Annotated in this window: 29 protein-coding genes; 12 read left to right on the plus strand and 17 right to left on the minus strand. The window is 64.8% G+C overall.

Annotated elements, in window-relative coordinates:
• Positions 1-779: 779 nt before the first annotated feature.
• The 4 genes from IVB26_RS21870 to IVB26_RS21885 form a co-directional block, all read right to left on the minus strand.
• Positions 780-1,025, minus strand: a complete 246-nt coding sequence (locus IVB26_RS21870) for a HigA family addiction module antitoxin (RefSeq protein ID WP_458309284.1) — start codon at positions 1,023-1,025, stop codon at positions 780-782.
• A 208-nt stretch (positions 1,026-1,233) separates the two neighbouring features.
• Entirely contained in the window at positions 1,234-2,094 is an 861-nt protein-coding gene (locus IVB26_RS21875; RefSeq protein WP_247967365.1) for a PCC domain-containing protein, read from the minus strand.
• Between the two features lie 9 nt (positions 2,095-2,103).
• Positions 2,104-3,711, minus strand: coding sequence for an acyl-CoA synthetase (locus tag IVB26_RS21880; protein WP_247967366.1), 1,608 nt, complete (start codon positions 3,709-3,711; stop codon positions 2,104-2,106).
• Positions 3,712-3,816: 105 nt separating this feature from the next.
• A complete protein-coding gene (locus tag IVB26_RS21885) occupies positions 3,817-4,314 on the minus strand; it encodes a hypothetical protein (protein WP_247967367.1) in 498 nt (165 codons plus the stop codon).
• Between the two features lie 94 nt (positions 4,315-4,408).
• Here IVB26_RS21885 and IVB26_RS21890 point away from each other — a divergent pair, with 94 nt between their 5' ends.
• Together IVB26_RS21890 and IVB26_RS21895 are read left to right on the plus strand one after the other, a co-directional pair.
• Positions 4,409-4,768, plus strand: a complete 360-nt coding sequence (locus IVB26_RS21890; protein ID WP_247967368.1) for a hypothetical protein — start codon at positions 4,409-4,411, stop codon at positions 4,766-4,768.
• Between the two features lie 86 nt (positions 4,769-4,854).
• Positions 4,855-5,130 carry a GNAT family N-acetyltransferase gene (locus IVB26_RS21895; RefSeq protein ID WP_247967369.1) on the plus strand — a complete coding sequence of 92 codons (276 nt, stop codon included), beginning with the start codon at positions 4,855-4,857 and terminating at the stop codon, positions 5,128-5,130.
• 52 nt (positions 5,131-5,182) lie between these two features.
• On the opposite strand, the gene IVB26_RS21900 is transcribed toward IVB26_RS21895, so the two are convergent.
• Positions 5,183-5,578, minus strand: coding sequence for an SPW repeat protein (locus tag IVB26_RS21900; RefSeq protein ID WP_246929340.1), 396 nt, complete (start codon positions 5,576-5,578; stop codon positions 5,183-5,185).
• Between the two features lie 319 nt (positions 5,579-5,897).
• Between IVB26_RS21900 and IVB26_RS21905 the strand changes: the two genes are divergently transcribed.
• Positions 5,898-6,176 (plus strand): GNAT family N-acetyltransferase, encoded by a 279-nt coding sequence (locus IVB26_RS21905; RefSeq protein ID WP_247967370.1) that lies wholly within the window; start codon positions 5,898-5,900, stop codon positions 6,174-6,176.
• A gap of 52 nt (positions 6,177-6,228) precedes the next feature.
• On the opposite strand, the gene IVB26_RS21910 is transcribed toward IVB26_RS21905, so the two are convergent.
• Positions 6,229-6,621, minus strand: a complete 393-nt coding sequence (locus IVB26_RS21910; protein WP_247967371.1) for a DUF3597 domain-containing protein — start codon at positions 6,619-6,621, stop codon at positions 6,229-6,231.
• Between the two features lie 334 nt (positions 6,622-6,955).
• Between IVB26_RS21910 and IVB26_RS21915 the strand changes: the two genes are divergently transcribed.
• Together IVB26_RS21915 and IVB26_RS21920 are read left to right on the plus strand one after the other, a co-directional pair.
• A complete protein-coding gene (locus IVB26_RS21915; RefSeq protein ID WP_247967372.1) occupies positions 6,956-7,864 on the plus strand; it encodes a DUF2189 domain-containing protein in 909 nt (302 codons plus the stop codon).
• A 130-nt stretch (positions 7,865-7,994) separates the two neighbouring features.
• Positions 7,995-8,819 (plus strand): lytic murein transglycosylase, encoded by an 825-nt coding sequence (locus IVB26_RS21920; protein ID WP_247967373.1) that lies wholly within the window; start codon positions 7,995-7,997, stop codon positions 8,817-8,819.
• 60 nt (positions 8,820-8,879) lie between these two features.
• Here IVB26_RS21920 and IVB26_RS21925 read toward each other — a convergent pair whose 3' ends face one another.
• Entirely contained in the window at positions 8,880-9,146 is a 267-nt protein-coding gene (locus tag IVB26_RS21925) for a hypothetical protein (protein WP_247967374.1), read from the minus strand.
• Positions 9,147-9,834: 688 nt separating this feature from the next.
• Here IVB26_RS21925 and IVB26_RS21930 point away from each other — a divergent pair.
• From IVB26_RS21930 to IVB26_RS21950, 5 genes are all read left to right on the plus strand, one after another.
• Entirely contained in the window at positions 9,835-9,987 is a 153-nt protein-coding gene (locus tag IVB26_RS21930; RefSeq protein WP_007590701.1) for a DUF1127 domain-containing protein, read from the plus strand.
• A 126-nt stretch (positions 9,988-10,113) separates the two neighbouring features.
• The gene (gene trmFO, locus IVB26_RS21935; RefSeq protein WP_247967375.1) at positions 10,114-11,541 is read left to right on the plus strand and encodes a methylenetetrahydrofolate--tRNA-(uracil(54)-C(5))-methyltransferase (FADH(2)-oxidizing) TrmFO; all 1,428 of its coding nucleotides are present in this window, start codon (positions 10,114-10,116) and stop codon (positions 11,539-11,541) included.
• Positions 11,542-11,548: 7 nt separating this feature from the next.
• Positions 11,549-12,643 (plus strand): serine/threonine protein kinase, encoded by a 1,095-nt coding sequence (locus IVB26_RS21940; protein ID WP_247967376.1) that lies wholly within the window; start codon positions 11,549-11,551, stop codon positions 12,641-12,643.
• A 93-nt stretch (positions 12,644-12,736) separates the two neighbouring features.
• Entirely contained in the window at positions 12,737-13,291 is a 555-nt protein-coding gene (locus IVB26_RS21945; protein ID WP_247973243.1) for a CAP domain-containing protein, read from the plus strand.
• Between the two features lie 89 nt (positions 13,292-13,380).
• The gene (locus IVB26_RS21950) at positions 13,381-14,562 is read left to right on the plus strand and encodes an aminotransferase class V-fold PLP-dependent enzyme (protein WP_247967377.1); all 1,182 of its coding nucleotides are present in this window, start codon (positions 13,381-13,383) and stop codon (positions 14,560-14,562) included.
• Positions 14,563-14,569: 7 nt separating this feature from the next.
• On the opposite strand, the gene IVB26_RS21955 is transcribed toward IVB26_RS21950, so the two are convergent.
• Genes IVB26_RS21955 through yajC form a run of 6 tightly spaced genes read right to left on the minus strand, consistent with a single transcriptional unit; the run spans position 14,570 to position 20,233 of the window.
• Complete coding sequence (locus tag IVB26_RS21955; RefSeq protein WP_247967378.1) at positions 14,570-15,814, minus strand: threonine ammonia-lyase; 1,245 nt, start codon at positions 15,812-15,814, stop codon at positions 14,570-14,572.
• A 45-nt stretch (positions 15,815-15,859) separates the two neighbouring features.
• The gene (locus IVB26_RS21960; protein ID WP_247967379.1) at positions 15,860-16,723 is read right to left on the minus strand and encodes a phytoene/squalene synthase family protein; all 864 of its coding nucleotides are present in this window, start codon (positions 16,721-16,723) and stop codon (positions 15,860-15,862) included.
• Positions 16,724-16,730: 7 nt separating this feature from the next.
• Positions 16,731-17,114 (minus strand): Mth938-like domain-containing protein, encoded by a 384-nt coding sequence (locus tag IVB26_RS21965; protein WP_106950502.1) that lies wholly within the window; start codon positions 17,112-17,114, stop codon positions 16,731-16,733.
• 59 nt (positions 17,115-17,173) lie between these two features.
• Positions 17,174-18,193, minus strand: a complete 1,020-nt coding sequence (secF, locus tag IVB26_RS21970) for a protein translocase subunit SecF (RefSeq protein ID WP_247967380.1) — start codon at positions 18,191-18,193, stop codon at positions 17,174-17,176.
• Positions 18,194-18,203: 10 nt separating this feature from the next.
• On the minus strand, positions 18,204-19,808 hold the full coding sequence (gene secD / locus IVB26_RS21975; RefSeq protein ID WP_247967381.1) for a protein translocase subunit SecD: 1,605 nt from the start codon (positions 19,806-19,808) through the stop codon (positions 18,204-18,206).
• Positions 19,809-19,855: 47 nt separating this feature from the next.
• Complete coding sequence (gene yajC / locus IVB26_RS21980; RefSeq protein ID WP_247321458.1) at positions 19,856-20,233, minus strand: preprotein translocase subunit YajC; 378 nt, start codon at positions 20,231-20,233, stop codon at positions 19,856-19,858.
• 182 nt (positions 20,234-20,415) lie between these two features.
• On the opposite strand from yajC, the gene IVB26_RS21985 reads away from it, so the two are divergent.
• Positions 20,416-21,408, plus strand: coding sequence for an ATP-binding protein (locus tag IVB26_RS21985; RefSeq protein WP_247967382.1), 993 nt, complete (start codon positions 20,416-20,418; stop codon positions 21,406-21,408).
• Positions 21,409-21,574: 166 nt separating this feature from the next.
• On the opposite strand, the gene IVB26_RS21990 is transcribed toward IVB26_RS21985, so the two are convergent.
• Together IVB26_RS21990 and IVB26_RS21995 are read right to left on the minus strand one after the other, a co-directional pair.
• A complete protein-coding gene (locus IVB26_RS21990) occupies positions 21,575-22,960 on the minus strand; it encodes a LysM peptidoglycan-binding domain-containing M23 family metallopeptidase (RefSeq protein ID WP_247967383.1) in 1,386 nt (461 codons plus the stop codon).
• Between the two features lie 109 nt (positions 22,961-23,069).
• The gene (locus IVB26_RS21995) at positions 23,070-23,720 is read right to left on the minus strand and encodes a protein-L-isoaspartate(D-aspartate) O-methyltransferase (RefSeq protein WP_247967384.1); all 651 of its coding nucleotides are present in this window, start codon (positions 23,718-23,720) and stop codon (positions 23,070-23,072) included.
• 227 nt (positions 23,721-23,947) lie between these two features.
• Here IVB26_RS21995 and IVB26_RS22000 point away from each other — a divergent pair, with 227 nt between their 5' ends.
• Entirely contained in the window at positions 23,948-24,319 is a 372-nt protein-coding gene (locus IVB26_RS22000) for a response regulator (RefSeq protein ID WP_008547195.1), read from the plus strand.
• A 107-nt stretch (positions 24,320-24,426) separates the two neighbouring features.
• Here the strand turns inward: IVB26_RS22000 and surE are convergent, their stop codons facing one another.
• Entirely contained in the window at positions 24,427-25,194 is a 768-nt protein-coding gene (surE, locus tag IVB26_RS22005; protein ID WP_247967385.1) for a 5'/3'-nucleotidase SurE, read from the minus strand.
• A gap of 108 nt (positions 25,195-25,302) precedes the next feature.
• Positions 25,303-25,665 carry a hypothetical protein gene (locus IVB26_RS22010; protein WP_247967386.1) on the minus strand — a complete coding sequence of 121 codons (363 nt, stop codon included), beginning with the start codon at positions 25,663-25,665 and terminating at the stop codon, positions 25,303-25,305.
• Between the last annotated feature and the right edge of the window lie 72 nt (positions 25,666-25,737).

Genomic DNA, 25,737 nt, shown 5'->3' on the forward strand with positions numbered 1-25,737 from the left:
CACCCGATGGGAGGGTCAACGCCATCAGGTTTAAATAATTCTCTTTATCAGAATTTCGGATTATCGTATAGAAAAGCCACCCCAACCCGGCCGAGGGGCGCATCGCGATCGTCACGACATGCGGGATGGGACGTGGTGGACGCTGCTTGCGTCGGCGCAAGGCGTGGTTGCAGGGCGGGTCACACCATGAGCAGTTACCCCTCGCGCATACGACCGGCGCGCTCAGCGTACGGCAAAATCGTGTGGTCCTGGCGCCCAGGGTCTGTGCGCCAAGTGTTGCGGTGATGTGGCGGCCCAACCGGGCGTGCAACATCAGCCATCCGCAAGGCGACGGGGCAATAGTGCATCGCTCCCCGGGGAGAGCACGACATAAGCCGTAAAACCACTGCGCAGGGAAGGCCGGATGTCTGGCTTCACCTGTATGCCGCTGTGCAGCTGTTTTCAGCACACGCTTCGCACAGTGGACCGCGGGTGCCAGCCGGCACCCGACCTTCCCTGCGCCCTCGGCGTTTTCGAGGGCGGCAACGGCCGCAAAACTCGGGCGGAATACGCCGCGAGAACGGGAAACCGCGCGTGCGATTGAGTTTCGAACATGAAGACGAATACCGCTCTCGTGCCCCGGACGCAGCGCAGCGCCCCGGCGATGCGAAGCATCGCCCGGTGCGGTGCGCTGCAGAGCCGGGGCCCGTCGCAGCGATATGCGCGGCTTCTGGGTCCCGGCTCTGCACCGCACCGCTTGCGCGTTGCGGCTTGTCCGGGACACGAACGTGGCGAGCAGATCAAGCCGCGTCGGCGGGCCTCACACGTCGAGCGATCTCCGCGCCCTTCTCCCGCTCGACGACACCGATGTCGTACTGCCCCTGCAAGTCCAACCAGAATTGAGGACTGTTGCCGAAATATCGACCAAGGCGCACCGCGGTGTCAGCCGAGATACCTCTGCGTCCATTCAGAATATCGGTAATCCGCCCCGAGGGAACGCCGATGTCGAGTGAAAGCCTGTTGGCGCTCAGCCCTCGCGCAACCAATTCGCGCTTGAGCGGCCGTCCGGGATGGATGTCAGCCCTTGTGATACTCGACGATTTCTACCTCGTAGGCATCGCCCTTGCTGAATTCGAAGCAAATGCGCCAACGCTCATTGACCGTCATTGCTCATTGTCCCCTGCGATCGCCCTTCAGCTTGTGCAATCCGACGCAACCGGCAGGATACGCCCGGCGCAAGCCCCGACCGCAAGGCTAGTCCTGCGCCTCCAGCACCAACTCCATCGTCATCAGCACGGGATTATCGCCGCGGGCCAGACGCCCCTCCGCCAGGCCGCCGGTGTAATCGACCAGCGCGACGTCGAGCGCGGCTTCGGGCGCGCCAGAGTGACCGGGCGCGATCAGCCCGGCCGTCACCGCAAGCTCGGTCGCAAACGGCTCGGTCACGCCGCCATGGGTGAAGCGCGCGCCGATGGTCGAACCGACGCCGCCATGGATCTTCGCACGCGCCACCCCGTGCGCGCGGCAGAACTCTTCGAGCGAGCCAGCAAAATCCTGGTTCGGGCGCAGCCGGAGCGGATACGCGCGGCTGGTCGTGCGCGCGCGCGAGCTCTCAGCCGCCACCGGGCCGAACAGCTTGAAATTGGTCTCGGGATCGGGCTCGGCGGTGAACATCGCACCGTCGAGACCGAAGGCCTCGACCTCGAACGGTTCGGCGACGACGGTCTCGTCCGGCAGCATGTGGCCGCCACTGGCCTTGCCGTCAGCCTCAGTCCACAGCCCATGGCAATGAAAGAACGGCGCGCCGGCGCGCATGCCGAGCGTCATGCTGCCGAGCTTCGTGCGCGTCACGCCGCCGGGCCGAAACGTGTCGCTGTAGAACGCGGCGTTCTCGCCGGTCTTCGACAGCGCCGGCATGACATAGGCGAACGGCCCCAGCGCGCCGTGCCTGAAGTTGAGCACGCCGCTTGTAAAACCTTCGGCCGCAAAGCCGCGCCGTGCGGCTTCCAGCAGCGGCAGACCTGCCTGAAGCGTGAACGAGAAGGCGCGCCCCCTCGCCTCCACCCATTGGATGCGTTCCGCGACGGCCGCGCCCGGCTGCTTGATACTCCGCATCGCCTTCGCTCAGCCAGCTTTCGTCTTGTCGAGATCGAGCAGCCCACGCGCCTCGAGCTCGTCGCGCACCATGCGTTTGGGAATCTTGCCATAACCGGATTTCGGCAGCGCCTCCCAGAAGAAGAACCGCTTCGGCATCTTGTAGCGCGGCACCTTCGGCGAGAGGAACGCCGCCATCTCGGCTTCGCTCACCGGCTTCTCGCCTTCGCGCGCCACGCAGACGGCGACGCCGACCTCGCCCCAGGTCGCATCGGGCACGCCGAGCACGGCGACCTCGCCGACCGCCGGATGCGTCAGGATCTTCTCCTCGATCTCGCGCGGATAGATGTTGGAGCCGCCGGAGATGTACATGTCGGACGCGCGGCCGGTAATGTAAACGAATCCCTCCTCGTCCATGTGGCCGAGATCGCCGGTGCGGAACCAGCCGTTGCGGAATGCCTTCGCATTGGCTTCAGGGTTGTCGTAATAGCCGGCGAGAACGGCAGGGCCGATCACGCAGATCTCGCCGCTCTGGTTGGCCGCGAGCTCGCGGCCTTCGTCGTCCTGGATCGAGACCTGCATGCCGGTGCGCTCGAAACCGCAGGTGCCGATCTTGGCATACGGACTATCCTCAGCATCGTGCAGCGCCGCCGGCAGCACGGTGATGTTGCCGGTGACCTCGCCGAGGCCAAAATACTGCACGATGACCTTGCCGAGCTTTCTCAACGCGGTCTTCTGGTCCTCGCGATACATCGGCGCGCCGGCATAGATCACGTGGCGCAGCGAGCTATGGTCGTATTTGTCGACGCCGGGATGCTCGACCATCATCTTCAGGATCGTCGGCACGGTAAAGAGATTGGCGACCCGATACGTCTCGATCAGGCGGAATGCCTCGTTGACGTCGAACTTCTCGGTCGGCAGCAGCACGGTGCAGACGCCGCGCGCGGTCTGCACCAGCTGATGCACGCCGGCGCCATGCGACAGCGGCGCCACCACCAGCGAGGCGTCGTTCTCCGTGACGCCAGGCGTCAGGTCGGCAAGATGGTTGGTGACGACAAATCCCATCTGGCCGTGGGTCAGCACCGCCGCCTTGGAACGCCCTGTCGTGCCCGAGGTGAAGAAGAACCAGCAGGGATCGTCGTGCTCGACATCGGCATTCGCGATACTGGCGCCAGCCTGCGCGGCAATGGCATCGGCAACCGATCGCTCGCCGAACGCGGCCTTGCCGTCGATGCTCCAGGTGAACTCAAGCGCGCCGCCCTTCACGGCCGCGGCGTGCTCGGGAAAATCGACATGGCACAGAAATGCCTTGGCCCCGGAGGCCTGCGCGAGATAGGTGACCTCATCCGGCATCAGGCGGAAATTGGTGGGCACCCAGACCGCGCCGAGCCGGAATGCCGCGAACATCGAGAAGAACATCTCGTCGCCATTCTTGGAATGGACCAGGATGCGGTCGCCCTTGGTGATGCCGCGCGCGGCGAGCGCCGCCGCCAGCGCCGAGACCTGCGCGTCGATCTGGTGCCAGGTCCAGGATTTGTCTCCCCAGACGAAGCCGGGACGCGTTCCATGCCGCCGCGCATTCTGGGTCAGCATGTAAGCGAGATTCATGACGCGGCGGGACATGCGCAGGGGCTGCATGGGGCTTCCTCTTCGAAGGCGGACGGCACACTGGCCACCCGCTCATTGCAGCCCATTTATCGCCATCAGCGGCACGCCTGCAAGGCCGCCGGATGCACGGCTCCCCTACGGTTGCTTGAATGCAAACGGCGTCGCCGTGATGGTCTTCTGCTTGACGCAGGCCTGCGGACCAAAGCCGCCGCAGAAGCTGCCATGCAGATCGAAGCGAACGGTTCGCGCGGCGCCGCGCTTCATCGGCGGGGCCATGATCTTGTAGCGGAGGACATAGCCGTCAAACACCTCGCGCAGATTGCCATCTGGCAACGTCGCCAGGATCTTGATGACGCAGCCGCCGGTTCCGCAATAGGTGGTCTCGCGATCTCCGCATTTGGTCTCGCCGAAATCGACGATGTAGTCGTCGCGGCCATCACCGGTGAGGTCGATCCTGCGCACCGTATCAGGCGCGAAGCTCACGTCGCCGCCGTCCTGACTGGTGCATTCCTCATTGGCGTAGCGCAGCGCCTTCTGCACGCCAGGCGGATAGTCGGCTGGATTGAACGTCCTTGCATCCTCGGCGCGCGCGGCAGAGGCGAACAGGGCGAGCATGAGGATCAGATAACGCATGCGGGTTGGTCGCCGGCGCGGTCGCAATCGTTCAGGGAATTTTAAACATGATCGGCGCACCCTCGCTCAGTTCTCGCGTACAGAGTGCCGCATCATGGTCAAAGCGCCTGCCCTCCTCCTGTTGTCGCTGGCGCTCGCCGGATGTGCCGTGGCGCCGCAGGCGCATCTTGCGTCCGATCCCGCCTTCAAGCCTGCCCGTTATGCCTGGGATGGCGCCGGCGAGGATCCCAATCGGCCGCATGCGGCCTCACAACCAACACGGACCGCGACCCGATCCGAGCGAAGCAGCTCGCAAGCCGGGCTTCAGCCCCATTCGAAGGAGTGGTGGCAAGCGCAGGACGGCAGTGAGGCTGAGCAGGATGCCAGGGTCAACCGCTCCCTGGTCATCTGCCGGGGATGCCTGCGCCCGCAGCAGCAGCCCGAAGATTCCAGGCTCGCCAAAGCGACCGATTGAACCGACGACCTCAACATCGGAAACCGGCCGGCCCGACCGTGCGTTATGACTTGGTGCGCGAGGCTGGCAGCTGGAGGGTCGACAACATGACCGACGTCATCAACAACAAGGACCATTGCCGCTACGAGCTCTCGGTGGAAGGCCATCTTGCGACCGAGCACTACAAGATCGACGGCGATGTGATCCCGTTCGAGCACACCGACGTGCCGAAGGAGCTCGGCGGCAAGGGCGTCGGCTCGAAGCTGGTGCAAGGCGCACTCGACCAAGTCCGCGCGTCCGGATTGAAGCTGATCCCGCAATGCCCGTTCGTGAAAGCGTGGATCGAAAAGCATCCGGACTATGCGGACCTCGTGACGAGGTGAGAGCACAGGCCCGCCGCCCATAGCCAGCGGGCCTGCCGATCTCTACGGCCTGTTATCCATGCCGGAGCATGTCCTGATCATTCAGATCCCAGTCCTGCCACAGCTGGAGTATGCCCAGCAGCACCACCGCCCCGCCGAGGCTCGTGTGATAGATGCGGAGAAAACCTTCACCGGAATAGCCGAGGGCGTAAGGCGAGGCGATGAGCCACAGTCCGACGAGGATCGTCGTCACCTCTTGCCAGCGCTGCAAGGCGACGTATTCGAGCTGGCTAATGCCAAACACGACCAGGCCGATTGTGACCGCATTCAGGACCGCCGTCTGGTTTCCGGTGATCGCCGCCTGATCCTGGATGGGAAACCACGGCGAAGCCACGATGAGCGCGCCGAGCAGCATTCCGCACCAGTCTTCCCATGTTCGATGAGTATTCAAGAAACCAAAGTCCGACATCGTACCCTCCTGTGACAGAGGCACACGTCGGCGGCTGGCGGTCACGACACTCCGAATGTCTTGCGACCCTGCCGGCCGCATTCGGACGTATGTCCTTGAGAAAACGTGGGAGCCGCCGTGGAACTTGCAAGAGCGACGCCGGCAAATATTGGAGCAGGCATGGTGTTCACGAAAGGAAGGCTTCTCATACTGCGCTGCAGCTACAGGCACGCGCGTTTGCAGATGTCTGCCGTGCGGCAAGCTCCCTTGGCTGCGCCTTGCCAAGGACGGGGACGGGCTCCTAGATCAACGCGTAAGACGCACGACGGAAGGATCTTGCATGGCCGCCGCATCTGTACGGGACAATAAGGACAGGAGCCGCTTCGAACTCGATGTCGGCAGCGATATCGCCTTCGCCAATTACCGGCTGACGCCGACGGCGGTCGTCATCACCCACACCGAAACGCCCCGCGCGCTCCGCGGTCGCGGCATCGCATCCGAGCTGGTCAAGGGCGCGCTGGACTTGATCCGGCGCGACGGCAGGAAGGTGATTGCCGGCTGCGGCTTCGTCGTCGACTATCTCGACAGGCATCCGGAGGATGCGGATCTGGTCGCCTGAACGCAAAAGGGCCCGCGAGATCGCGGGCCCTTGCGGCACGACCGGCGGTCGGTCAGTGCTTGATCTCCGGTGGCAGCTTGCCGCCATTGGCGGCGAGCTTGGACATTACCTGCTTGTGCAGCCAGACGTTCATGCTCGCGGAATCGTTCATGTCGCCGGTGTAGCCCAGCTCCTTGGCGAGATCCTTGCGGGCCGCAAGGCTGGAATCGATGTCGAGCGCCTTCATGAGGTCGACGATCGAGGTACGCCACTCCAGCTTCTCGCCCTTGTGCGCGGCCACCGCCTTGTCGACGACCGCGGCGACGTCGACCGCGGCCATGGGCGCGCCGGCCGGCGCCGATGCTCCCGGCGCCGCTCCAGCGGGCGAAGCTGCGCCACCAGCGGGTGCGGCGGAAGCCGGCTGGCCACCGAAGATCGCGCCCATGATTTTCCCGAAAATGCTCATATCTGCTCCCCGAAAAGGATCCGTTGGAAGGGCCTTGAGTGGCACTTATAGACCAAGTTACTGCGATGCGCCCGCGAAGTTCTGCGAACCAACGAGCAGCATCAGCTTATCTGCGGCGAAATGACGACCGAATGACGTCGTCGAGGTTGCGCTGCGACATCGAAATTCACCCAAGCGTGAGGGACAGGACTCGGAAATAAGCGTACGCTTTGCGTTCAGCTCGCGATGCCTTCCGGAATTCGCGTCTGGTCGGGATCGCGAAACTCAAAAATGGCGGCCGCTCGCGCCGTTTGCCGGCGCCGGATTCGGCCGCTCGGCAAGGGAGCTAGCGACCATGGCCACCTTCTACCAGGGCAATGTCCCCACAATGGGCCAGAGCGCGGATGCGGCTGGACCCGTCATTCGAACCATCCAGCTGTCCGATCTGCACGACGCGCTCCGGCGCGGCTGGGAGGATTTCAAGGCCGTTCCGAGCCACGCCATCATTCTCTGCGTGATCTACCCGGTGCTCGGCCTCGTGCTCGCCCGCGTGGTGATGGGCTATTCGGTGCTGCCACTGCTGTTTCCCCTTGCCGCCGGCTTCGCACTAATCGGCCCCTTCGCAGCGCTCGGTCTCTACGAGCTCTCCAGCCGGCGCGAACGCTATGAAGAAGCCAGCGCCTGGGATGCCATGGAGGTGCTGCGCTCGCCGTCGTTCGGGGCGATGCTCGGCCTCGGCACGTTGCTGCTCGCGCTGTTCGTGACCTGGGTTGCCACCGCGCAGGCGATATATGTCGCGGCGTTCGGCTATGAGGGCGTGACCGGGATCTCGGACTTCATGACGCGCGTGCTGACGACGCAGCAGGGCTGGTGGCTGATCGTGGTCGGCTGTGGTGCCGGCTTCCTGTTCGCGCTCGCTGCGCTCTGCATTAGCGCCGTGTCGTTCCCCTTGATGCTGGACCGCCATGCCGGCGCGTTCGAGGCGATGAGCACCTCACTGCGCGTTGTCGCGAGGAACCCGGTGCCGATGGCGGTCTGGGGCCTGATCGTGGCGGTGCTGCTTGCGCTCGGCACGATCCCGGCCTTCGTCGGCCTTGCCGTGGTGATCCCCCTGCTCGGCCATGCCACTTGGCATCTCTACCGCAAGGTGATCGTCTCGGAGCCCGGTGCACGTCCGGTGCCGCCCCCGCCGCATCGTCCGCGCAAGCCGGCTGCCGACTTCCCGGCCAACCTCTTCCCCTGGCGTAACCGGACGGACGTCTGACGATATCGTGACATGCGATCCTGCCCCGGCTCGGGCAGGATCGCGCTCTGTCACACGCCTTGCTTTGGCCGCGGTTCGGACCGAGATTGCGCCCGCCGGTCAGATCGCTTCACGGAATTCATTTACTCGAATGACCTCGACGATTTCTCGTCTCGCCCTCGCAGCCTTCGCCCTCTCCGCGTCAATCCTGTCTGCCCAGCCAGCATCCGCCGCAGTTGCGTGCGGTTCGAGCAATTTCGATGCCTGGCTTGCGGACTTCAAGACCGACGCTGCGGCCAAGGGCATCTCACAACAGGCGATCGCATCGGGGCTCGCCGGCGTGACGCTGGATCAAAGCGTGCTCAACCGCGACCGCTCGCAGAAGGTCTTCACCCAGACCTTCGAGGAATTTTCCGGCCGCATGGTGCCGCCGCGCCTGGAGCGTGGCTCCAACAGGATGAAGCAATACGGCTCGGTGCTGTCGCGCATCGAGCAGACCTATGGCGTTCCCGGCGAAGTGCTGGTCGCGATCTGGGGCTTGGAGACCGATTTCGGCGTCAACACCGGCAAGTTCGCGACCATCCGCTCGCTGGCGACGCTGGCCCATGATTGCCGGCGCGCCGAGCAGTTTCGCGCCGAGCTGATGGATGCGCTGCGCATCGTCCAGCGCGGCGACCTCGCACCAGCCGAGATGAAGGGCGCCTGGGCCGGCGAGCTCGGCCAGACCCAGTTCATGCCGTCATCCTGGATGAAATACGCGGTCGATTTCGACGGCAACGGCAAGCGCGACCTCTTGCACAACGCGCCCGACGTGCTCGCCTCCACTGCCAACTATCTAGCCGGCTATGGCTGGCAGAAGGGCAAGGATTGGCAGCCGGGCAGTCCGAATTTCGAGGTGCTCAAGCAGTGGAACAAGAGCGAGGTCTATTCCAAGACCATCGCCTATTTCGCCACGCAGCTCGCGCGCGCTCCTTAGAGACCCATCTACAACGCGTAGGGCCGATCGTCCGGCGACCGGCCCTCTCTTGGGTTGCGTTTACTTGCCCATGGTGGCGTGCATCGCCTTGTTCAGATGCGCGCCGCACGCACCCATTTTGCCGTTGAGCAGCGAATCCTGCGCCGCAGCGATCTCCTTCTGAGCGACGAGCTTGCCGTCACCGTCGGGCATGGCCTCGATCGCAGTTTCCGTCTTCTCCAGATTGGCCGAGCTGCAGCCGCCCATGGCGGCGTGCTTGGCGGCCTGGGCCGGCGCAACCGCGAACGCGACGGCGGCAATGGCGATAACCCCGAGTAACTTCGTCATGATGTTACTTTCCTTCTCTTGTGTTCTTAGGACAGACCCAGCGACATTGCCGGACTCTGCGACCACACCTTCCTCCGGGCGCGGCAACTTGCCGCAATAAATTCCTCGCGAGAATTGCGTGATGTTGCGCGCCGCGCAGAGCGTCATGCAGGAATTCTGTTTTTCATTACATCCGTGTCATCAAAGCACACGCTCGGCGTGCGGATCCCGCAGCAAGGAGGCGAATTTGGCCGAGACAAACCCTGGAGGAGGGCATAGCGCCGCCGCGAGATCTACGGTGGCGAATCCGCTTCATCCTCGCGGCTTCGCTCCATTCAACTCAAATAATGAACATAAATTCAATATACGGATCTCTCTTTCTCATGCGATTAGCGCATATCGGACTTGGGTGTAGACGCTGAAGCGCCCGCTTGCCCGCGACAGCCAGACAACTTATTTCCGTGATGATAAAAAATCAAATATCCGCTACTAAACCCGTGATTTCACGGACCTTTAGCTGAAGACTAGGCGCGCCTAGCCTACCGCTTGGGTGGGATCGCCTAGGAGTTAAGTCTTCCTTACTCGCGCTATGCGCTATTCGCTTAGCTGCATCGCAACATCGGAACTTTCGCACCGCACCACTCTCCCCTATATTCATTTCAACGATGAAGCCCGGGCAAGGGCTGAATCGAACTACAGGAGACTACCAATGCTGCTCTCGCTCATCCGCATGATCCAGGCCTTCCGGGACTATCAGCGCAATGTTGCCGAGCTGTCCCAGCTCAGCGATCGCGAACTGGCCGATATCGGCCTCGATCGCTCGGACATCCCGCGCGTTGCCGCCGGTCAGTATCAGGGCTGATATCGTTCAGCCCTCCACCGGACGAACCGATAGCGCCCGCCTCGTGCGGGCGTTGTCGTATCTGGTGGCAGAAAACTCGATCTCGACGATTCCACTGACCGCCGAAAAGCGCTACCTGTCCGCCCCATGACAGGATCCTTATCCAACATTGTGCACGTGATCGGCGCAGGCCTTGCCGGCTCAGAGGCGGCTTGGCAGGTCGCGAAAGCCGGCGTCCCCGTGGTGCTGCACGAGATGCGGCCCACCCGCATGACCGAGGCGCACCGTACCGACGGGCTCGCCGAGCTGGTCTGCTCCAATTCATTCCGCTCGGACGATGCCGCCAACAACGCCGTCGGCCTCCTGCACGCCGAGATGCGCCGGCTCGATTCGCTGGTCATGCGCGCGGCCGATGCCAACCAGGTGCCGGCCGGCGGCGCCCTTGCGGTCGACCGCGATGGTTTCTCCGCGGCCGTTACTACGGCGCTGAACGACCATCCCCTGATCGAGATCGCCCGCGGCGAGATCGCAGGCCTGCCTCCGGCCGACTGGACCAATGTCATCGTTGCCACCGGCCCGCTCACCTCCGCCCCGCTGGCCGATGCCATCCGAGAGCTGACCGACGAGAACGCCCTGGCCTTCTTCGACGCGATCGCACCGATCGTGCACCGCGAATCCATCGACATGTCGGTGGCCTGGTTCCAGTCACGCTACGACAAGGTCGGCCCCGGCGGCACCGGTGCCGACTACATCAACTGCCCGATGACCAAGGAGCAGTATGATGGCTTCGTCGCCGCGCTGATGTCAGGTGAGAAGACCGAATTCAAGGAGTGGGAGACCAACACGCCCTATTTCGACGGCTGTCTGCCGATCGAAGTGATGGCGGAACGTGGCCCCGAGACGCTACGCCACGGCCCGATGAAGCCGGTCGGCCTCACCAATCCGCACGATCCCGCGACGAAAGCCTACGCCATCGTGCAGCTGCGCCAGGACAACAAGCTCGGCACGCTCTACAACATCGTCGGCTTCCAGACGAAACTGAAATACGGCGAGCAGCAGCGCATCTTCCGCACCATTCCCGGTCTGGAGAAGGCTGAGTTTGCCCGCCTCGGCGGCCTGCATCGCAACACCTTCCTCAACTCGCCAAAGCTACTCGACAGTCAGTTGCGCCTGCGCGCGCAGCCACGGCTGCGCTTTGCCGGGCAAATGACGGGCTGCGAGGGCTATGTGGAGTCTGCCAGCGTCGGTCTGATCGCCGGTCTCTATGCGGCGGCCGACGCGCGCGGCGAAACTTTGGCGAGCCCACCGGGCACGACCGCGCTGGGATCTCTGCTCGGCCACATCACCGGCGGGCATATCGAGACCATCGAGCCCGGGACACGATCGTTCCAGCCGATGAACATCAATTTCGGCCTTTTTCCGCCGCTTGCGACCGTGCCGACGAAGAAGCCCGACGGCACGCGCCTGCGCGGCAACGAGAAGACGGTGGCCAAGAAGCAGGCGATGAGCGCCCTGGCACTCGCCGATCTCGATCGCTGGATTGCCGATCATTTGCGCATGGCCGCAGCCGCGTGAGTTTGCAATGAGCCTCCCCAAAGACGACGCCGCGACGCTCTCGGCGCGCTGGACCGAGGGCGTGCTGCTCAAGCGCGACGTGTTCTCGACCGTCGAGCGCGGGCGCTTCCGCGGCGAGAGCGGCGAGGTCGACGCGGTGCTGCGCCGGCTGGACGAGGTGCCGTGGTGGTCATTCCTGCTGGCGCGCCATCTGTTCGCGCGCGAGAAGCATGCGCTGGTGCTCGCCAAAGGCCTCAACGTCGGCCCCGAGTTGCTCTGGGCCGGCCGCCGCGCGCTGGTGCGCGGCTTCGTCGACGGCGCCGCGTTGCATCTGGCAAAGCCGCATGGCGACCTCGCCTATTTCCGTTCGGCCAAGGTGGCCCTGCGCCGGCTGCGCCGCGCCGGCATCTGCCACAATGATCTTGCCAAGGAACAGAACTGGCTGGTCGGCCGCGACGGCCGCGCCTATGTGACCGACTTCCAGCTCGCCGCGTGCTTTGCGCGGCGCGGTCGGCTCTATCGTATCCTCGCCTACGAAGACCTTCGGCATCTGCTCAAGCACAAGCGCTCCTACGCGCCGGACGCGCTGACGCCGCGCGAGCGAAAGATCCTGGCCAAGAAATCGTTCGCGGCAAGCCTGTGGCTCGCCACCGGCAAGAAGGTCTATCGCGCCATCACCCGCGGCCTGTTCAACTTCACCGACCGCGAGGGCGGCGGCCGCAGGCTGGTCAATGATGCGCCGGTGCTGACCGAGTTGATCCGCAAGAACCCGGCCGTGCGCGACACCGCTATCGTCGCCTTTGCCGACCGCCGCTCCGGCGTCGGGCTCTATGCCTTCGTCGAGGCGGATCAAGCCACGCTCGAAGGCCAGTTGCGGAACGAGCTCACGGCCGCGAAGGGGCCGAAGCCGCCGGAACACATCCAGGTCGTGCACGCGCTGCCGCGCGATACCAGCGGCAAGCCGCGGACCGAAATCCTGCAACTGGTCGCCATGAACCAGCTCGACCTGATCGAGCCCATGATGAAGAACGACCAGGATCGCGCCTTCCTCAAGGACATCCTGGAACAACGAAAAAACCTGCGCGACCGCTTCAACTTCGAAGCGGACCTGCCGACGAGCTGACAGGCTGCCGCGCCTTGAAGCGTCCACATTGGCGATAGAGAAGCGGTCCGGCAATTTGGGCTCGGTGGGGTTATGGGCACTCGGTGGACGATGATGCGTCGTGGGGTCGGCGGAATGATCGCCGGCCTGCTGCTGCTGGCGGGCGCGCCTGCGAGGGCGGATTCTCCGGCCGAGTTGATCTCCAGCTTCCGCCTCAAACACGGTGAAGTCCGCGTCGTCCGCGATTCCACCCTCGACCGCATCGCCATGGACCAGGCCCGCGCGATGGCCGCCAAGGACGATCTCAGCCACGACGCGCTCGGGCCGTTCAACCGCCGTGTCGCACCGGCCGGCGCCGGCCGCGCCGCCGAGAACATCGCCTACGGCTACGATAATTTCGAGAAGACCCTGGGACAGTGGATCGACTCCTCCGGGCACCGCAAGAACCTGTTGCTGCACAACGCTTCCCGCGTCGGCATCGCCAGCGCCAGGAACGCCAGCGGCAAGCGGACCTACTGGGCCATGGTGATCGCGGGCGATTACGAGCCGAAGGGCAAAGGCAAGAAGAAGGACAAGGAGCCGCTCGTTGCCGTGAAACGCGAGGCCGCGCCCGCAAGCAAGCCGAAGTCCAGCAACTGTCACATCAAGCTGCTCAGCATCTGCATCTGAGGCCTGGCCAGCCCTTTGGCCTGACATCTTGCTCAGACTGTTCGACGCATTAGTTCGTACATGCAGGTTGCGAGAAAGTGGAGGCGTCAGTGATCGACATCGACCAAATACGAGCCGACACGCCGGCCGCCTCCCGGCATGCGTATCTTCACAACGCCGGGGCGGCGTTGATGCCGTTACCTGTCGTCGAGGCGATGAAGCGGCATATCGATCTTGAAAGCGAGATCGGCGGCTATGCCGCCGCCGACCGGGAGACCGACCGGCTCGAAGCGGTCTACGGCTCTGTGGCGCGCCTGCTGAATGCTGCGCCCGACGAGATCGCGCTCGTGGAGAATGCGACGGTTGCCTGGCAGATGGCGTTCTATTCGCTTCCGTTTCGCCAGGGCGATCGCCTCCTGACCGCCGAGGCGGAATATGCCGCCAATTATGTGGCGTTCCTTCAGGTCGCCAAACGTACCGGCGCGGTCATCGACGTGGTGCCAAGCGATGCCAGCGGCGAGCTCGACGTCCACGCGCTCGAACGCATGATCGATGAGCGTGTAAAACTCATCGCCATCACCTGGGTTCCGACCAATGGCGGGCTGATCAATCCCGCGGCGGCGATCGGCAAGGTCGCGCGGGCGCACGGCATTGCCTACCTGCTCGACGCCTGCCAGGCGGTCGGCCAGATGGCGGTCGACGTCGAGGCGATCGGCTGCGACATGCTGTCGGCCACGGGGCGCAAATTCCTGCGCGGCCCGCGGGGCACCGGCTTTCTCTACGTCCGCCGGGCGATGCTGCAGCGGCTCGAGCCGCCGATGATTGATCACTTCGCCGCGCCCTGGGTTGCGCGCGACGAGTATCGGCTGCGCGACGATGGCCGCCGCTTCGAGACCTGGGAGAACAACTACGCAGCCCGGCTTGGGCTGGGGGCGGCCGTCGACTACGCCCTCGAGATCGGCATCGCTCCGATCGAACACCGCTGCCGCCTGCTTGCCGGCCGTCTTCGCAGCGGCCTCGCGGCCCTTCCCGGCATCACCATTCGCGACCTCGGACGCGCGCCGGGGGCCATCGTCAGCTTCACGGTGGACGGACACGAGGCGAACGCCGTTGTCGCCAGTGCCGCTGCCGCCGCCATCACGGTCGGCGCTTCCGATCCGCCGAGCACGCGCATCGATGCCGAACGCCGCGCGTTGCCGCATGTCGTGCGGGCGTCCCCGCACTATTACAACACTGAAGCCGAGGTCGACCGCCTGATCTACCACGTCGCGGGATTGGCGCGGCGATCGTAGCGCGCGCTCAGGTGCAGCGCGCGCTCAAGCCGGATGCGCTGAGCCTTGCCATGACTTCGTCGAGATGCGCGCTGTCACGGGTCTCGATGACGAGCTGCAGCAGCGTCGCCTTGGCCGGCAGGTCGGAGAACGTCCGCTGGTGCGAGACCTCGATGATGTTGGCGCCGGCTTCGGCCAGCAGCGCCGCAACGGCGGCCAGCTGCCCGGGGCGATCAGGAATATCGAGCGAGAGCTGCGTCAGCCGCCCCTCGCGCGCCAGCTCGCGCGTGAGGACCGAGGCGATCAGCCGCGTGTCGATATTGCCGCCACTGAGTACCAACCCGACCTTCTGGCCGGCAAAGCGGGAGGGATCGGACATCAGCGCGGCGAGGCCGGCGGCGCCGGCGCCCTCGACCACCGTCTTCTCGATCGAGATCAGGGTCGCAACGGCGCGCTCGAGCTCGGCTTCGTTCACCAGCGCAATGTCGTCGACGAGGCGGCGGACGATTTCGGTGGTGAGCTTGCCGGGCGATTTCACCGCGATGCCTTCGGCGAGCGTATCGCCGCGCGCCGGTAGATTGCCGTCATGGATGGCGTTGTACATCGAGGGATAGAGCCAGGCCTCGACGCCCAGGATTCGCAGTGACGGCTTGATCGATTTCGCAGCAATGCCGATGCCGCTGATCAGGCCGCCGCCGCCGATCGGGACGACGAGCGTATCGAGCTCCGGCACGGCTCTCATCATCTCCAGACCGACGGTGCCCTGCCCCGCGATCACGAGCGGATCGTCGTAGGGGTGGACGAAGATCATGCCGCGAGCTTCGCCGTGGTGACGTGCGAAGACGGCCGCCTCCTCCAGCGTCGCGCCCGTGACGACCACTTCCGCGCCGTGATGCCTTGTGTTCTCGATCTTCACCATCGGCGTGCCGACCGGCATGACGATGGTGGCGGGAATGCCGAGCCGCTTGGCGTGATAGGCAACACCCTGCGCGTGGTTTCCGGCCGACATGGCGATGACACCGCGCACACGCTCCTCCGGCGTCAACGCGGTGAGGCGGTTGAGCGCGCCGCGCTCCTTGAAGGAGGACGTGAACTGAAGGTTCTCGAATTTGAGCCAGATCTCACAGCCGCAGATGCTGCTCAGCGTGCGGCTGTAACTGCAGGGCGTCTCGACGACGGCACCCCGGATGGTGGCCGCGGCGGCATGAATGTCGCCTGGCGCGACCGGAAAACCGCTTAGATCGGGCGACGTGCTTTGGGACAACTCAGCCATGGGACAGCATAGAGCATCCGGCGGTTCGAGGCGATATGCCAGCCGCTATTTGGTAAATTCGCGGGAACGTGAAGCCCGCCACAGCGTCCAGAGCGTGCGCAGCCGCGACGTCGGCTGCGGCGCGAACGGGTTGCGGCCGGGGTGCGACAGGCGCTTGAGATCGGCCTTGACCTGGCTCAGCGGCAGAAACGCCGGACGCACCGCGACCGGCACTTGCGCCAGCAGCGACATCGCCGTGGTCAAATGCTGCTGCGCCTCGCCCATGAGCTGCTCCAACACGGCGCGGAGGTTCGGCGTGTCCTTGCCGGCAAACACGTCCTCCATCTGGCAGCCATGGCTCGCCAGCACCTGCTCCGGCAGGAACAGCTGCCGGTGCGATGCGTCGCGCGGCAGGTTCGCAATGACCTGCACGATGCCCTGCGCGAGTCCCGCATGACGGGCGAGATGCTCGACCGCCTCCGATGGCGGCCCCAGAACCTGCGCCGCCAGACCGAACAACGCCGATGAGGTCGCGGCCAGATAGCCCTCCAGCGCGGTCAGCGTCGGCATGGGGTCGTTGTAGAGATCGAACTGGTGCTCATCGACCAGCAGCGAGAGCGGCTCGATCGGCAGCTCGAAATCACGGATCGCACGCAGCAGCTCCGCCGCCACCGGATTGCCCTCGGCGCTGCCGTGGACCAGGCCCGAGAACAGATCCGTCCACCACTGGAAGCGGATTTCGCCGGGCAAGGGTTGGCTCACCTGGTCGCGGACGCGGACGATCTCGACATTGAAGGCGTAGAGCGCCAGCAATGCGCGGCGCTCTACGGCGGGCGCGAACAGGGTCGCTGCATAGCGCGGAAAGTCATGGCTGCGCACGAGATCGGCGCAAAAGGTGACGGAATCGGGCGGCGGAGCGGCGCTGCTCATGTGCGGTTCATGGCACCGCGATCAGCGCGGCGGCGACCCGCCGCCGTTCGCCGATCATGATGTTGTAGGTGCGCACGGCGGGACCGGTCTGCATCGTGTCCAGCACCACCCTCACCGCTTTGAGCGCCTGCCTCAGCGCCGGCGGCGGCAGCCAGACCCCGGTTCCGGTGCCGATCAGGAGCGTGTCGATGCTGTTGGCGGCCGTGAAGACCCGATCCAGCGAATAGCGGTCGATCTTCGCGGGATCCGTCACGTCCCAGGCCCAGATCGCGTCCGGCAGGCAGAGCAGCGAGCCGCGATGCGACATGCCGGCGAAGGCGAAGCCGCCCTTGCCATAGGCCTCGATCGGCGCAGAGCGCGGGAAATGGGGAGCGTTGGGATCGCCGGCCATGAGCTTGGTCCGATGGGCTTACTGCCCTCGCCAACTCGTGCGAGGGCATGCGGTTCGGATCATGCCTTGTTTTTCTTCGACGGCGTAGCCGTATCGGGCGCATCTTCGCGATGCTCGCCGACGCCGAGATAGATCAGGATCGGGGCCGCGATGAAGATCGAGGTGTAGGTGCCGACCAGCACCACGCCGAACATCATCACCGCGGTGAAGCTGTGGATCGCGTGACCGCCGAACAAGAGCAGCGCCAGCAGCGCGAGCGTCACGGTGAAGTGGGTGATGATCGAACGCGACAGCGTCGAGTTGATGGACTCGTTGAGCAGCTGCGGCATCGGCATCTTCTTGTAGCGACGCAGCATTTCGCGGATGCGGTCGTAGATGACGACGGTGTCGTTGAGCGAATAGCCCAGAATGGTCAGAAGCGCGGCGATGCTGGTCAGGTCGAAATCGACCTGGCTGATCGACATGAAGCCAATCGTCAGCACGATGTCGTGCACGTTGGCGATCATGGCGCCCAGCGCGAACTGCCATTCGAACCGGAACCAGAGATAGATCAGGATCGAGACGATCGCGAGCATCAGGCCGAGCATGCCGAACGCCAACAGCTCGCCCGAAACGCGCGGGCCGACCACTTCGACGCGGCGATACTCGACGGAATCACCGAGTGCGGAACGAACCTTCTGCACCGCTGCCTGCTGCGCGGCATCGCCGCCCGGCTGCTCGGCTACTCGGATCAGGACGTTCGCGGCATCGCCGAATTGCTGCAACTGGACTTCGCCCAGACGCAAGGAATCCAGCGTGGTGCGCATCGCGGCAATGTCGGCGGCGCCCGACTTCGCCCTGACCTCCAGCAGCGTGCCGCCGCGGAAGTCGATGCCGAAATTCAGCCCGTGGGTGAAGAACAGCGTGATCGCGACGATCGACAGCGCCGCCGAGATCGGGAAGCTGATGCGGCGGAAGCGCGTGAAATCGAAATGCGTGTCGTCCGGGACGATACGCAGCGACGGCAGCAGGCCGAGGGCTGCGACCACTGTGAGAATGGCAATGAGGACGCCGAGCCCGATGAGAACGGTGTGAGTCACGATCAGGCTCCTAGATCGGCACGCTCTGCGGCCGCTTCCACCGCACCCACCAGGCGACGATCAGCCGGGTCATGGTGAAAGCGGTGAACACCGTGGTGATGATGCCGATGCCGAGCGTCACGGCAAAGCCGCGCACCGGGCCGGTGCCGATGTAGAACAGCACCGCGGCGGCAATGAAGGTTGTGATGTTGGAATCGAGGATGGTTGCCAGCGCCCGCTTGAAGCCGGCGTCGATCGCCGAAATCGCGTTACGACCGCCGCGCAGCTCCTCACGGATGCGCTCGTAGATCAGCACGTTGGAGTCGACCGCGATGCCGACGGTGAGCACGATGCCGGCGATGCCGGGCAGCGTCAGCGTGGCATTGAGCAACGACAACAGGCCGAAGATCATGGCGACGTTGATGGCCACCGCGATGTTGGCGAACACCCCGAACAGCCGGTAGGTCAGCAGCATGAAGATGATGACGAGGATCGATCCGACGTAAGCTGCCAGCTCACCCTTCTCGATCGAGTCCTGGCCGAGGCCCGGACCGACGGTGCGCTCCTCGACCACGGTCAGCGGCGCCGGCAGCGCGCCGGCGCGCAAGAGGATCGCCAGATCGTTGGCCGATTGCACGGTGAAGCTGCCGGAGATCTGGCCCTGGCCGCCGGTGATGGGCTCGCGGATGACGGGCGCCGAGATCACCTTGTTGTCGAGGATGATCGCGAAGGGCACCCCGACATTCTCCTGCGTGGCCTGCGCGAACTTGCGCGCGCCCGAGGTATTGAACTTGAAGCTGACGACCGGCTCATTGGTACGCTGGTCGAAGGTGGCCTGGGCATCGGTCAGATCGCCGCCCGCAACCAGCACCTGCTTCTTGACCACGTAGCCCGGCGGCGGCGGCGTTGCGCTCGGCAGGAACTCAGTGTCAGGGGGCAACCCGCGCTGCTGCGCCTGGTCCGGCGGCACCGAGGGGTCGACCATACGAAATTCCATCTTGGCGGTCTTGCCCAGCAATTCCTTCAGGCGAGTCGGGTCCTGAAGGCCGGGGACCTGCACCAGGATGCGGTCGTTGCCCTGGCGCTGGATCACGGGCTCGACGGTGCCGAGCTCGTTGACGCGGCGTTCGACGATCTGAATCGACTGCTCGATGGTCTTACGCAGGCGATCGAGCATTGCGGCCTGCGGGACGGTCAGACGGATCACCCCGCCGCCGGCATCGGACACCTCGAGGTCGCGCTGACCGCTGGATCCCATCAGGCCGCCCAGCGGCTGGGACAGATCGCGCAGCTTTGCGAGCGCAGCCTGAACGTCGGATTCCTTGGTGATGCGCACCTCGGCCGCGTCGTTGCGCACGGTCACGCCACCCGTGAAGCCGATCTTGGCATCGCGCAGCGTCCGGCGAACGTCGTCACGAACCTGGTCCAGCCGCTCCTTCTTCACATAGGCGGAGTCGACCTCGAGCAGCAGATAGGAGCCGCCCTGGAGGTCGAGGCCGAGCACGATCCGGCGCTGCGCCCAGGCGGGCCAGGTCTTGACCTGGGCCTCGGGGAAAAAGTTCGGGACCGCGCAGAGGCACACGATCAGCGCCGTCAGGATAATCCCGAGCGCCTTCCACCGCGTGAAATACAACATCGACTGGACCTGTCAGATCAGGAGACTTGAGATGCTCGCGGAAGCGCTCACTTCGACGCGGCGTCGTCCTTGGCGGCTTCCTTAGCGCTTTCCTTGGATTCCTTGGCCGGCTCGCCCTTGGCGCGCACGCCGGAGATCATCTGGCGCATCTGCCGCACCCGCACGCCGTCGGAAATCTCGAACTCGATCTGGTCGTCATCGACGACCTTGGTGACCTTGCCGACGAGGCCGCCGGAGGTCACGACGGTGTCGCCGCGGCGGATGTTCTTCACGAGGTCGGCGTGGTCGCGGACTTTCTTCTGCTGCGGGCGCAGAATCAGGAAGTACATGATCACGAAGATCAGGGCGAACGGCAGCAGCGACATCAACATGCTGTTGGTGTCGCCGGCGCCCGCGGCCTGGGCATACGCAGGAGTAATCAGCATTCGGACGATCCTCGTGAGAACGGGGGAAGGCCGGTCAGGCCTTCAAAGGCGACCGGTTCGGTCAAATTCGCGCGGACTATAGCGGCCATTGTCCCAATTGCAACGCTGCCAGACCGCCCTTTTGGCCACCTTGCGGCGCGCCCTCAGGCCCGATAAAGGCTGCGTTCTCAGGAACTTCGGACATGCCCAAAAAATCAAGCAAAAGCCCGGCCGGCAAAGGCCCCCGCACCCCTGCCAGGAAGCCTGCCCGCGTCGCGGCAAAACGCCCCACGACGGCCTCCAAGGCCACTTCTCAGCCAGCCCCAGACCTCTCCCAGGAACGCATCGTCCGCGCGCTGGAGACCATTGCGGCGCACCTCTCCGCCCAGGGCAAGCCGGTCGTCGAGCGCGAGTCGTTCAAGCGGGCGGATGCCTATGTCTGGCACCCCGACGGCCGCCTGTCGGCCGTGCCGCGGGTCAGCCGCGTCGAGCTGTTCCTGTTGAAGGGCGTCGACCGGATGCGCGACATCCTGATGGAGAACACCGAGCGGTTCGCAGGTGGCCTGCCCGCCAACAACGCCCTGCTCTGGGGCGCACGCGGCATGGGCAAATCGTCGCTGGTGAAGGCCGCGCATGCCAGCATCAACGCGGAGCGCAAACCGGCCGAGAAGCTGAAGTTGATCGAGATCCATCGCGAGGACATCGAGAGCCTGCCCGCGTTGATGGAGCAGCTTCGGGCCTCTTCCTTCCGCTTCATCGTATTCTGCGACGACCTCTCCTTCGACGGCAACGACGCCTCGTACAAGTCGCTGAAGGCGGTGCTCGAAGGCGGCATCGAGGGCCGGCCCGAGAACGTCATCCTTTACGCCACCTCGAACCGCCGCCATCTGCTCGCGCGCGAGATGATCGAGAACGAGCGCTCCACTGCGATCAATCCCGGCGAAGCCGTCGAGGAAAAGGTCTCGCTGTCGGATCGCTTCGGCCTCTGGCTCGGCTTCCACCGCTGCAGCCAAGACGAATACCTCGCCATGGTGCGCGGCTATTGCAGCCATTTCGGCATTGAGGTCGACGACGAGGCGCTGGAGCGCGAGGCGCTGGAATGGTCGACCACCCGCGGCTCACGCTCGGGCCGCGTCGCCTGGCAGTTCGTGCAGGAGCTGGCGGGTCGGCTGGGCGTGAAGCTGACGGCGATGTAGCCGAATCTTTCGCGGAAGCTATAGCCCAATCCACAACTGTCATTCCCCGCGAAAGCGGGGAATCCAGTACGCCGCAGCCTATCGGCTCAACAATAACCGTCTCTGGAATACTGGGTCGCCCGGTCAAGCCGGGCGACGACAGCGTCAGTGTCGAGGCACGTAGGCCTCACGCCCCGTTGAGGAATTGAAGCGGGTCAACCGGACTCGATCCCTTACGGATCTCGAAGTGGAGCTGCGGCGACGCCACCTCCCCGGATTGACCCGACTTGGCAATGACCTGACCGCGCTTGATCGGATCGCCGCGCTTCACCAGCAGCTCACTCGCATGGGCATATGCGGTGACGTAGCCGTTGGAATGCCGAACCAGGACCAAATTGCCGTATCCTTTCAGCTCGTTGCCGGAATAGGCGACGACACCATCTTCTGCCGCCTTGACCGGCGTCCCCTCGGGCACCGCGAGATTGATGCCGTCATTGGACTTGCCGTTGGTCTTGGCGCCGTAGCTCGTGACCACCTTGCCGCGCACCGGCCAGCGGAAGGTCGGCAGCGCGCTGGTGGTCTCCGCAGCCTTCGCCGGCGTCTCGGCGGGCTTCTCTTCGACGTTCGTCGTGGCCTGGGCCAGGCGCGCGCTCTGCACCGGAGCGGCAACTGCCGCCATCTTGGTGGCCGGCGCGGGAGCTGCGGCAACCGGCTGCAGCGTCCCCGCAACCGGAGCGGCCCCGACCGGAGCCGCAGCAACCGGAGCTGCAACGGCGGCGGTTTTGGCACCGGGCACGGTCAGCTTGGTGCCGAGCTTGAGCTTGGTCGAGGGATCGAGGCCGTTGGCACGGGCAAGCTCGGCCGACGAAATATGGTTCTTGCGGGCAATGCTGGCGAGCGTGTCGCCATGATTGACGAAATGGGTGCTCGATGGCGCAGCCATGGTAGCAACCGGCCTCGCAGCGGGAGCTGCCGCAACGGGAGCCATCACTGGCGCGGGTGCAGCGGCCGTGGCTGGATGCGGGATGATCAGCTGCTGGCCGGGCGAGAGCGCGCGCGGGCCCTTGTAGCCATTGGCGGCAAGGATCGCCTGCGGCGTAACGCGATAGCGCTTGGCGAGCAGGTCGAGCGTGTCGCTGGTACCGACGATGATCTTGGTCCCGCCAGTCGGCTGAGCGGCAGCAACGGAGCGCAGCGGCACGGTGGCCGTGGTCTCCAGATGCGGCTGCGTCGGGGGCGCGTAGGAGCTGACACCGCGCCCGCCTCCGGACACCCCGCCACCACCTGCGACGGGATAGGATTGCGGCGCGGACACTGCCGGCGGCGGCAAGGGCTGCGACTGATAATAACCGGGCTGCGTCTGCGGCCGCGAATATTGCGGCAGCTCGCGCTGCGGCGGCGGTGCCTGTTGCACCGAACCGGTCTGCTCTGAGGCAAAGGGATTGGAGAAGTTCGACTGGGACAGCCGCGACGACATGTCGGCGCTGCACCCTGCGAAGCTGAAGGAAATCAGCGCCAGCACCGCGACCTGCGGTACGCGGCGCGAGTAAAGCAACTCGGCGACAGCGGACATGGTTACTCACTCGTACGCAACAGAACTGGTCTTTTAAGTAAACACGCGCCGAGTAAATAACGGCTTAACCCTCCCAATAAGATGTTGGCGGCACAGCCAATCCGGAAATCTACAGCTCCCGCGCCACCCCGGGCAGTGCCGGCACGAAGCGGACTTCGACGAGTTCCTTGCGCTCGATCCCGGATTCACCGCGGGTCAGGCGGATCAACGTCTGCACGCCCTGATGCGGGCCGACCGGCGCGATCAGGATGCCGCCAACCTGGAGCCGCTCGACCAAATTCTCCGGAATCTGCTCCATCGCGGCGGTGACGATGATGCGATCGAATGGGCCGATATTGGACGGCAGATTGAGCCCGTCGCCAAGCATCACCTCGACATTGTGACAGTCCAGTTTTTCGAGCCTGGCGCGTGCCGCGTCTGCAAGCTTGCGATAGCGTTCGACCGTCAGGACCTGGCCGGCGAGCCGCGACAGCACCGCCGCCTGATAGCCGGAACCTGCCCCGATCTCGAGCACGCGGTGCTGCTTCCGGAGCTGGAGCTGCTCGGTCATATAGGCCACGACGAAGGGCTGGCTGATGGTCTGCCCACAGGCGATCGGCAGCGCGCTGTCGCGGTAGGCGCCGTCGCGATCGGCCTCATCGACGAAAAGTTCGCGCGGCACCTCCTCCATGGTTCGCAGCACCGCCTGATCGCTGATGCCCCGACGCCTCAGCGTGAGCTGAAACATCATCTTTTCCGGCGGGTGCTGATTGGAGGTCATTTCCTGATTACGCTGTCTTGCCGGGGCCCGTGGGCGTTGAGCCCGGACGCCAGAATCGTGTTCCTGCTCGGGAACTCATGATACTCTTCGGGTAACGCATTTGACCACAAATTGGCTTGCCACGGACAAGCCGCGATAACCATTTTCAGGCATCCGTTGGTCGAAACGCGCATTGCGTCAATTCGTGTTATCTGCGAACGTTTTTGATAATGGGCAAGGACTCAACCATGACCGCGACAGGGCTTTCCGGCCGCTCTGTATTCCTCGTCGAGGACGAGGTGATGATCAGGATGATGGTCGCGGACATGCTCGAAGAGCTCGGCTACAAGGTCGCGGCTGAGGCGGGCGACATCACCGAGGCCATGCGGCTCGCCCAGGCGACCGAGTTCGACATCGCCATCCTCGACGTCAACGTCAACGGCAAGGTCATCTCGCCGGTTGCCGACGTGATCAAGGCCAAGGGCTGCCCGTTCATCTTTGCCACCGGCTACGGCTCCTCCGGCCTGCCCGAGCAGTACCGCGACCGGCCGGCGCTGCAGAAGCCGTTTCAGCTCGACGCGCTCGGCAAGACCATCGAAGCCGCCCTTCGCGGCGGCTAGCTGAATTCTCCGTAGCCCGGACGGAGCGCAGCGCAATCCGGGAATCGTGCCACAAGCGAAGCCGGCCCCGGATTTCGCTGCGCTCCATCCGGGCTACAGGCTAGCCGCTACTTCAGCGTCGCGCTGAGCTCTTCCGAAAACGCTTCGTTGGTGCGGTCGAGCCTGAGCGGCGTGACCGAGACATAGTGCTCGCGAAGCGCCGCGAGATCGGTGCCGTCGGCCGGCGTATCCATCATCGCCGTGCGCTCGAAGCCGATCCAGTAATAGGGATTGCCCCGGCCGTCCTTGCGCTCGTCGATCCTGAGAAAACCGAGATTGCGCTTGCCCTGGCGCGTGACGCGGATGCCCAGCACATCCTCCGGCGCGCAGGAGGGGAAGTTGACGTTGATGACGGTGTCCTTCGGGATACCGGCGGCGATCACCTTGCGCAGGATGTCGGGCCCGAACTTGCGCGCGGTGTCCCACGGCGGGTGCTCGCGGGTCTCGACGCTGAACTCCTGCGACAGCGCGAACGACGGCAACCCCAGAATGGTGCCCTCCAAGGCGCCGGCGATGGTGCCGGAATAAACCACGTCCTCGGCGACGTTGCGGCCCTTGTTGACCCCGGACAGCACGATGTCGGGCAGTTTGGCACCGAGGATATGGCGCGCGCCCATGATGACGCAGTCAGTCGGTGTGCCGCGCACGGCAAAGTGCCGGGGCCCGACTTCGCGCAGACGCAACGGATCGTTCAGCGACAGCGAATGCGACACGCCGGATTGGTCGAGCTCGGGTGCAACCACCCAGACATCGTCGGACAGAGCGCGCGCGATCTCCTCCACGACCTTGAGGCCGGGGGCGTGGATGCCGTCGTCATTGGTGCAGAGAATGCGCATGCGAAGGGTCGATTCCAAAATGGGGGGTCTGAGCCGTCTTATCCGGCTCTGGCCGATCAGGCAAACCGGCCGCTGGGGGCCCAGGTGGCAGGTTCCGGCTGAATTCTGTTACCGGCGGATGCGCCATTGCGGCAGAAAACGCGCCAGCCTGCCCTCCGCACGCAGCTTCATCACCGGAAGCACCGGGCTGACGACGGGCGCCTCGATCACGCCGAGCGCTTCCAATTGCGCAACGAACGGGTTCGATTCCGGCGCCTGCGGAAAGCGCTCGCGCGCCACCGTCAGCGCCTTGTCGAAGTCAGCTGCATTCACACCGGGCTTGGCGCGCCGGCTCTGCACGAGATCGTCGTCCCAGAGCCGCGCGATCTCGATGTCGAGCACGCCGCGCAGGCGCTGGTCCACGGCCTGGATGCCGGCAGCCGTCACCGCCCATTGTCTGCCGACCCAGAAGATGTCGCGGTGCAAGGCCATGAACGGTGGGGTTCTCGTTGACGGGCCGGCAGGATAGCCGGCCGCCCCATCTTCGCAACGCGATTCTCGTCA

Origin of the sequence: Bradyrhizobium sp. 195, assembly GCF_023101665.1 — a bacterium.
GTDB lineage: Bacteria > Pseudomonadota > Alphaproteobacteria > Rhizobiales > Xanthobacteraceae > Bradyrhizobium.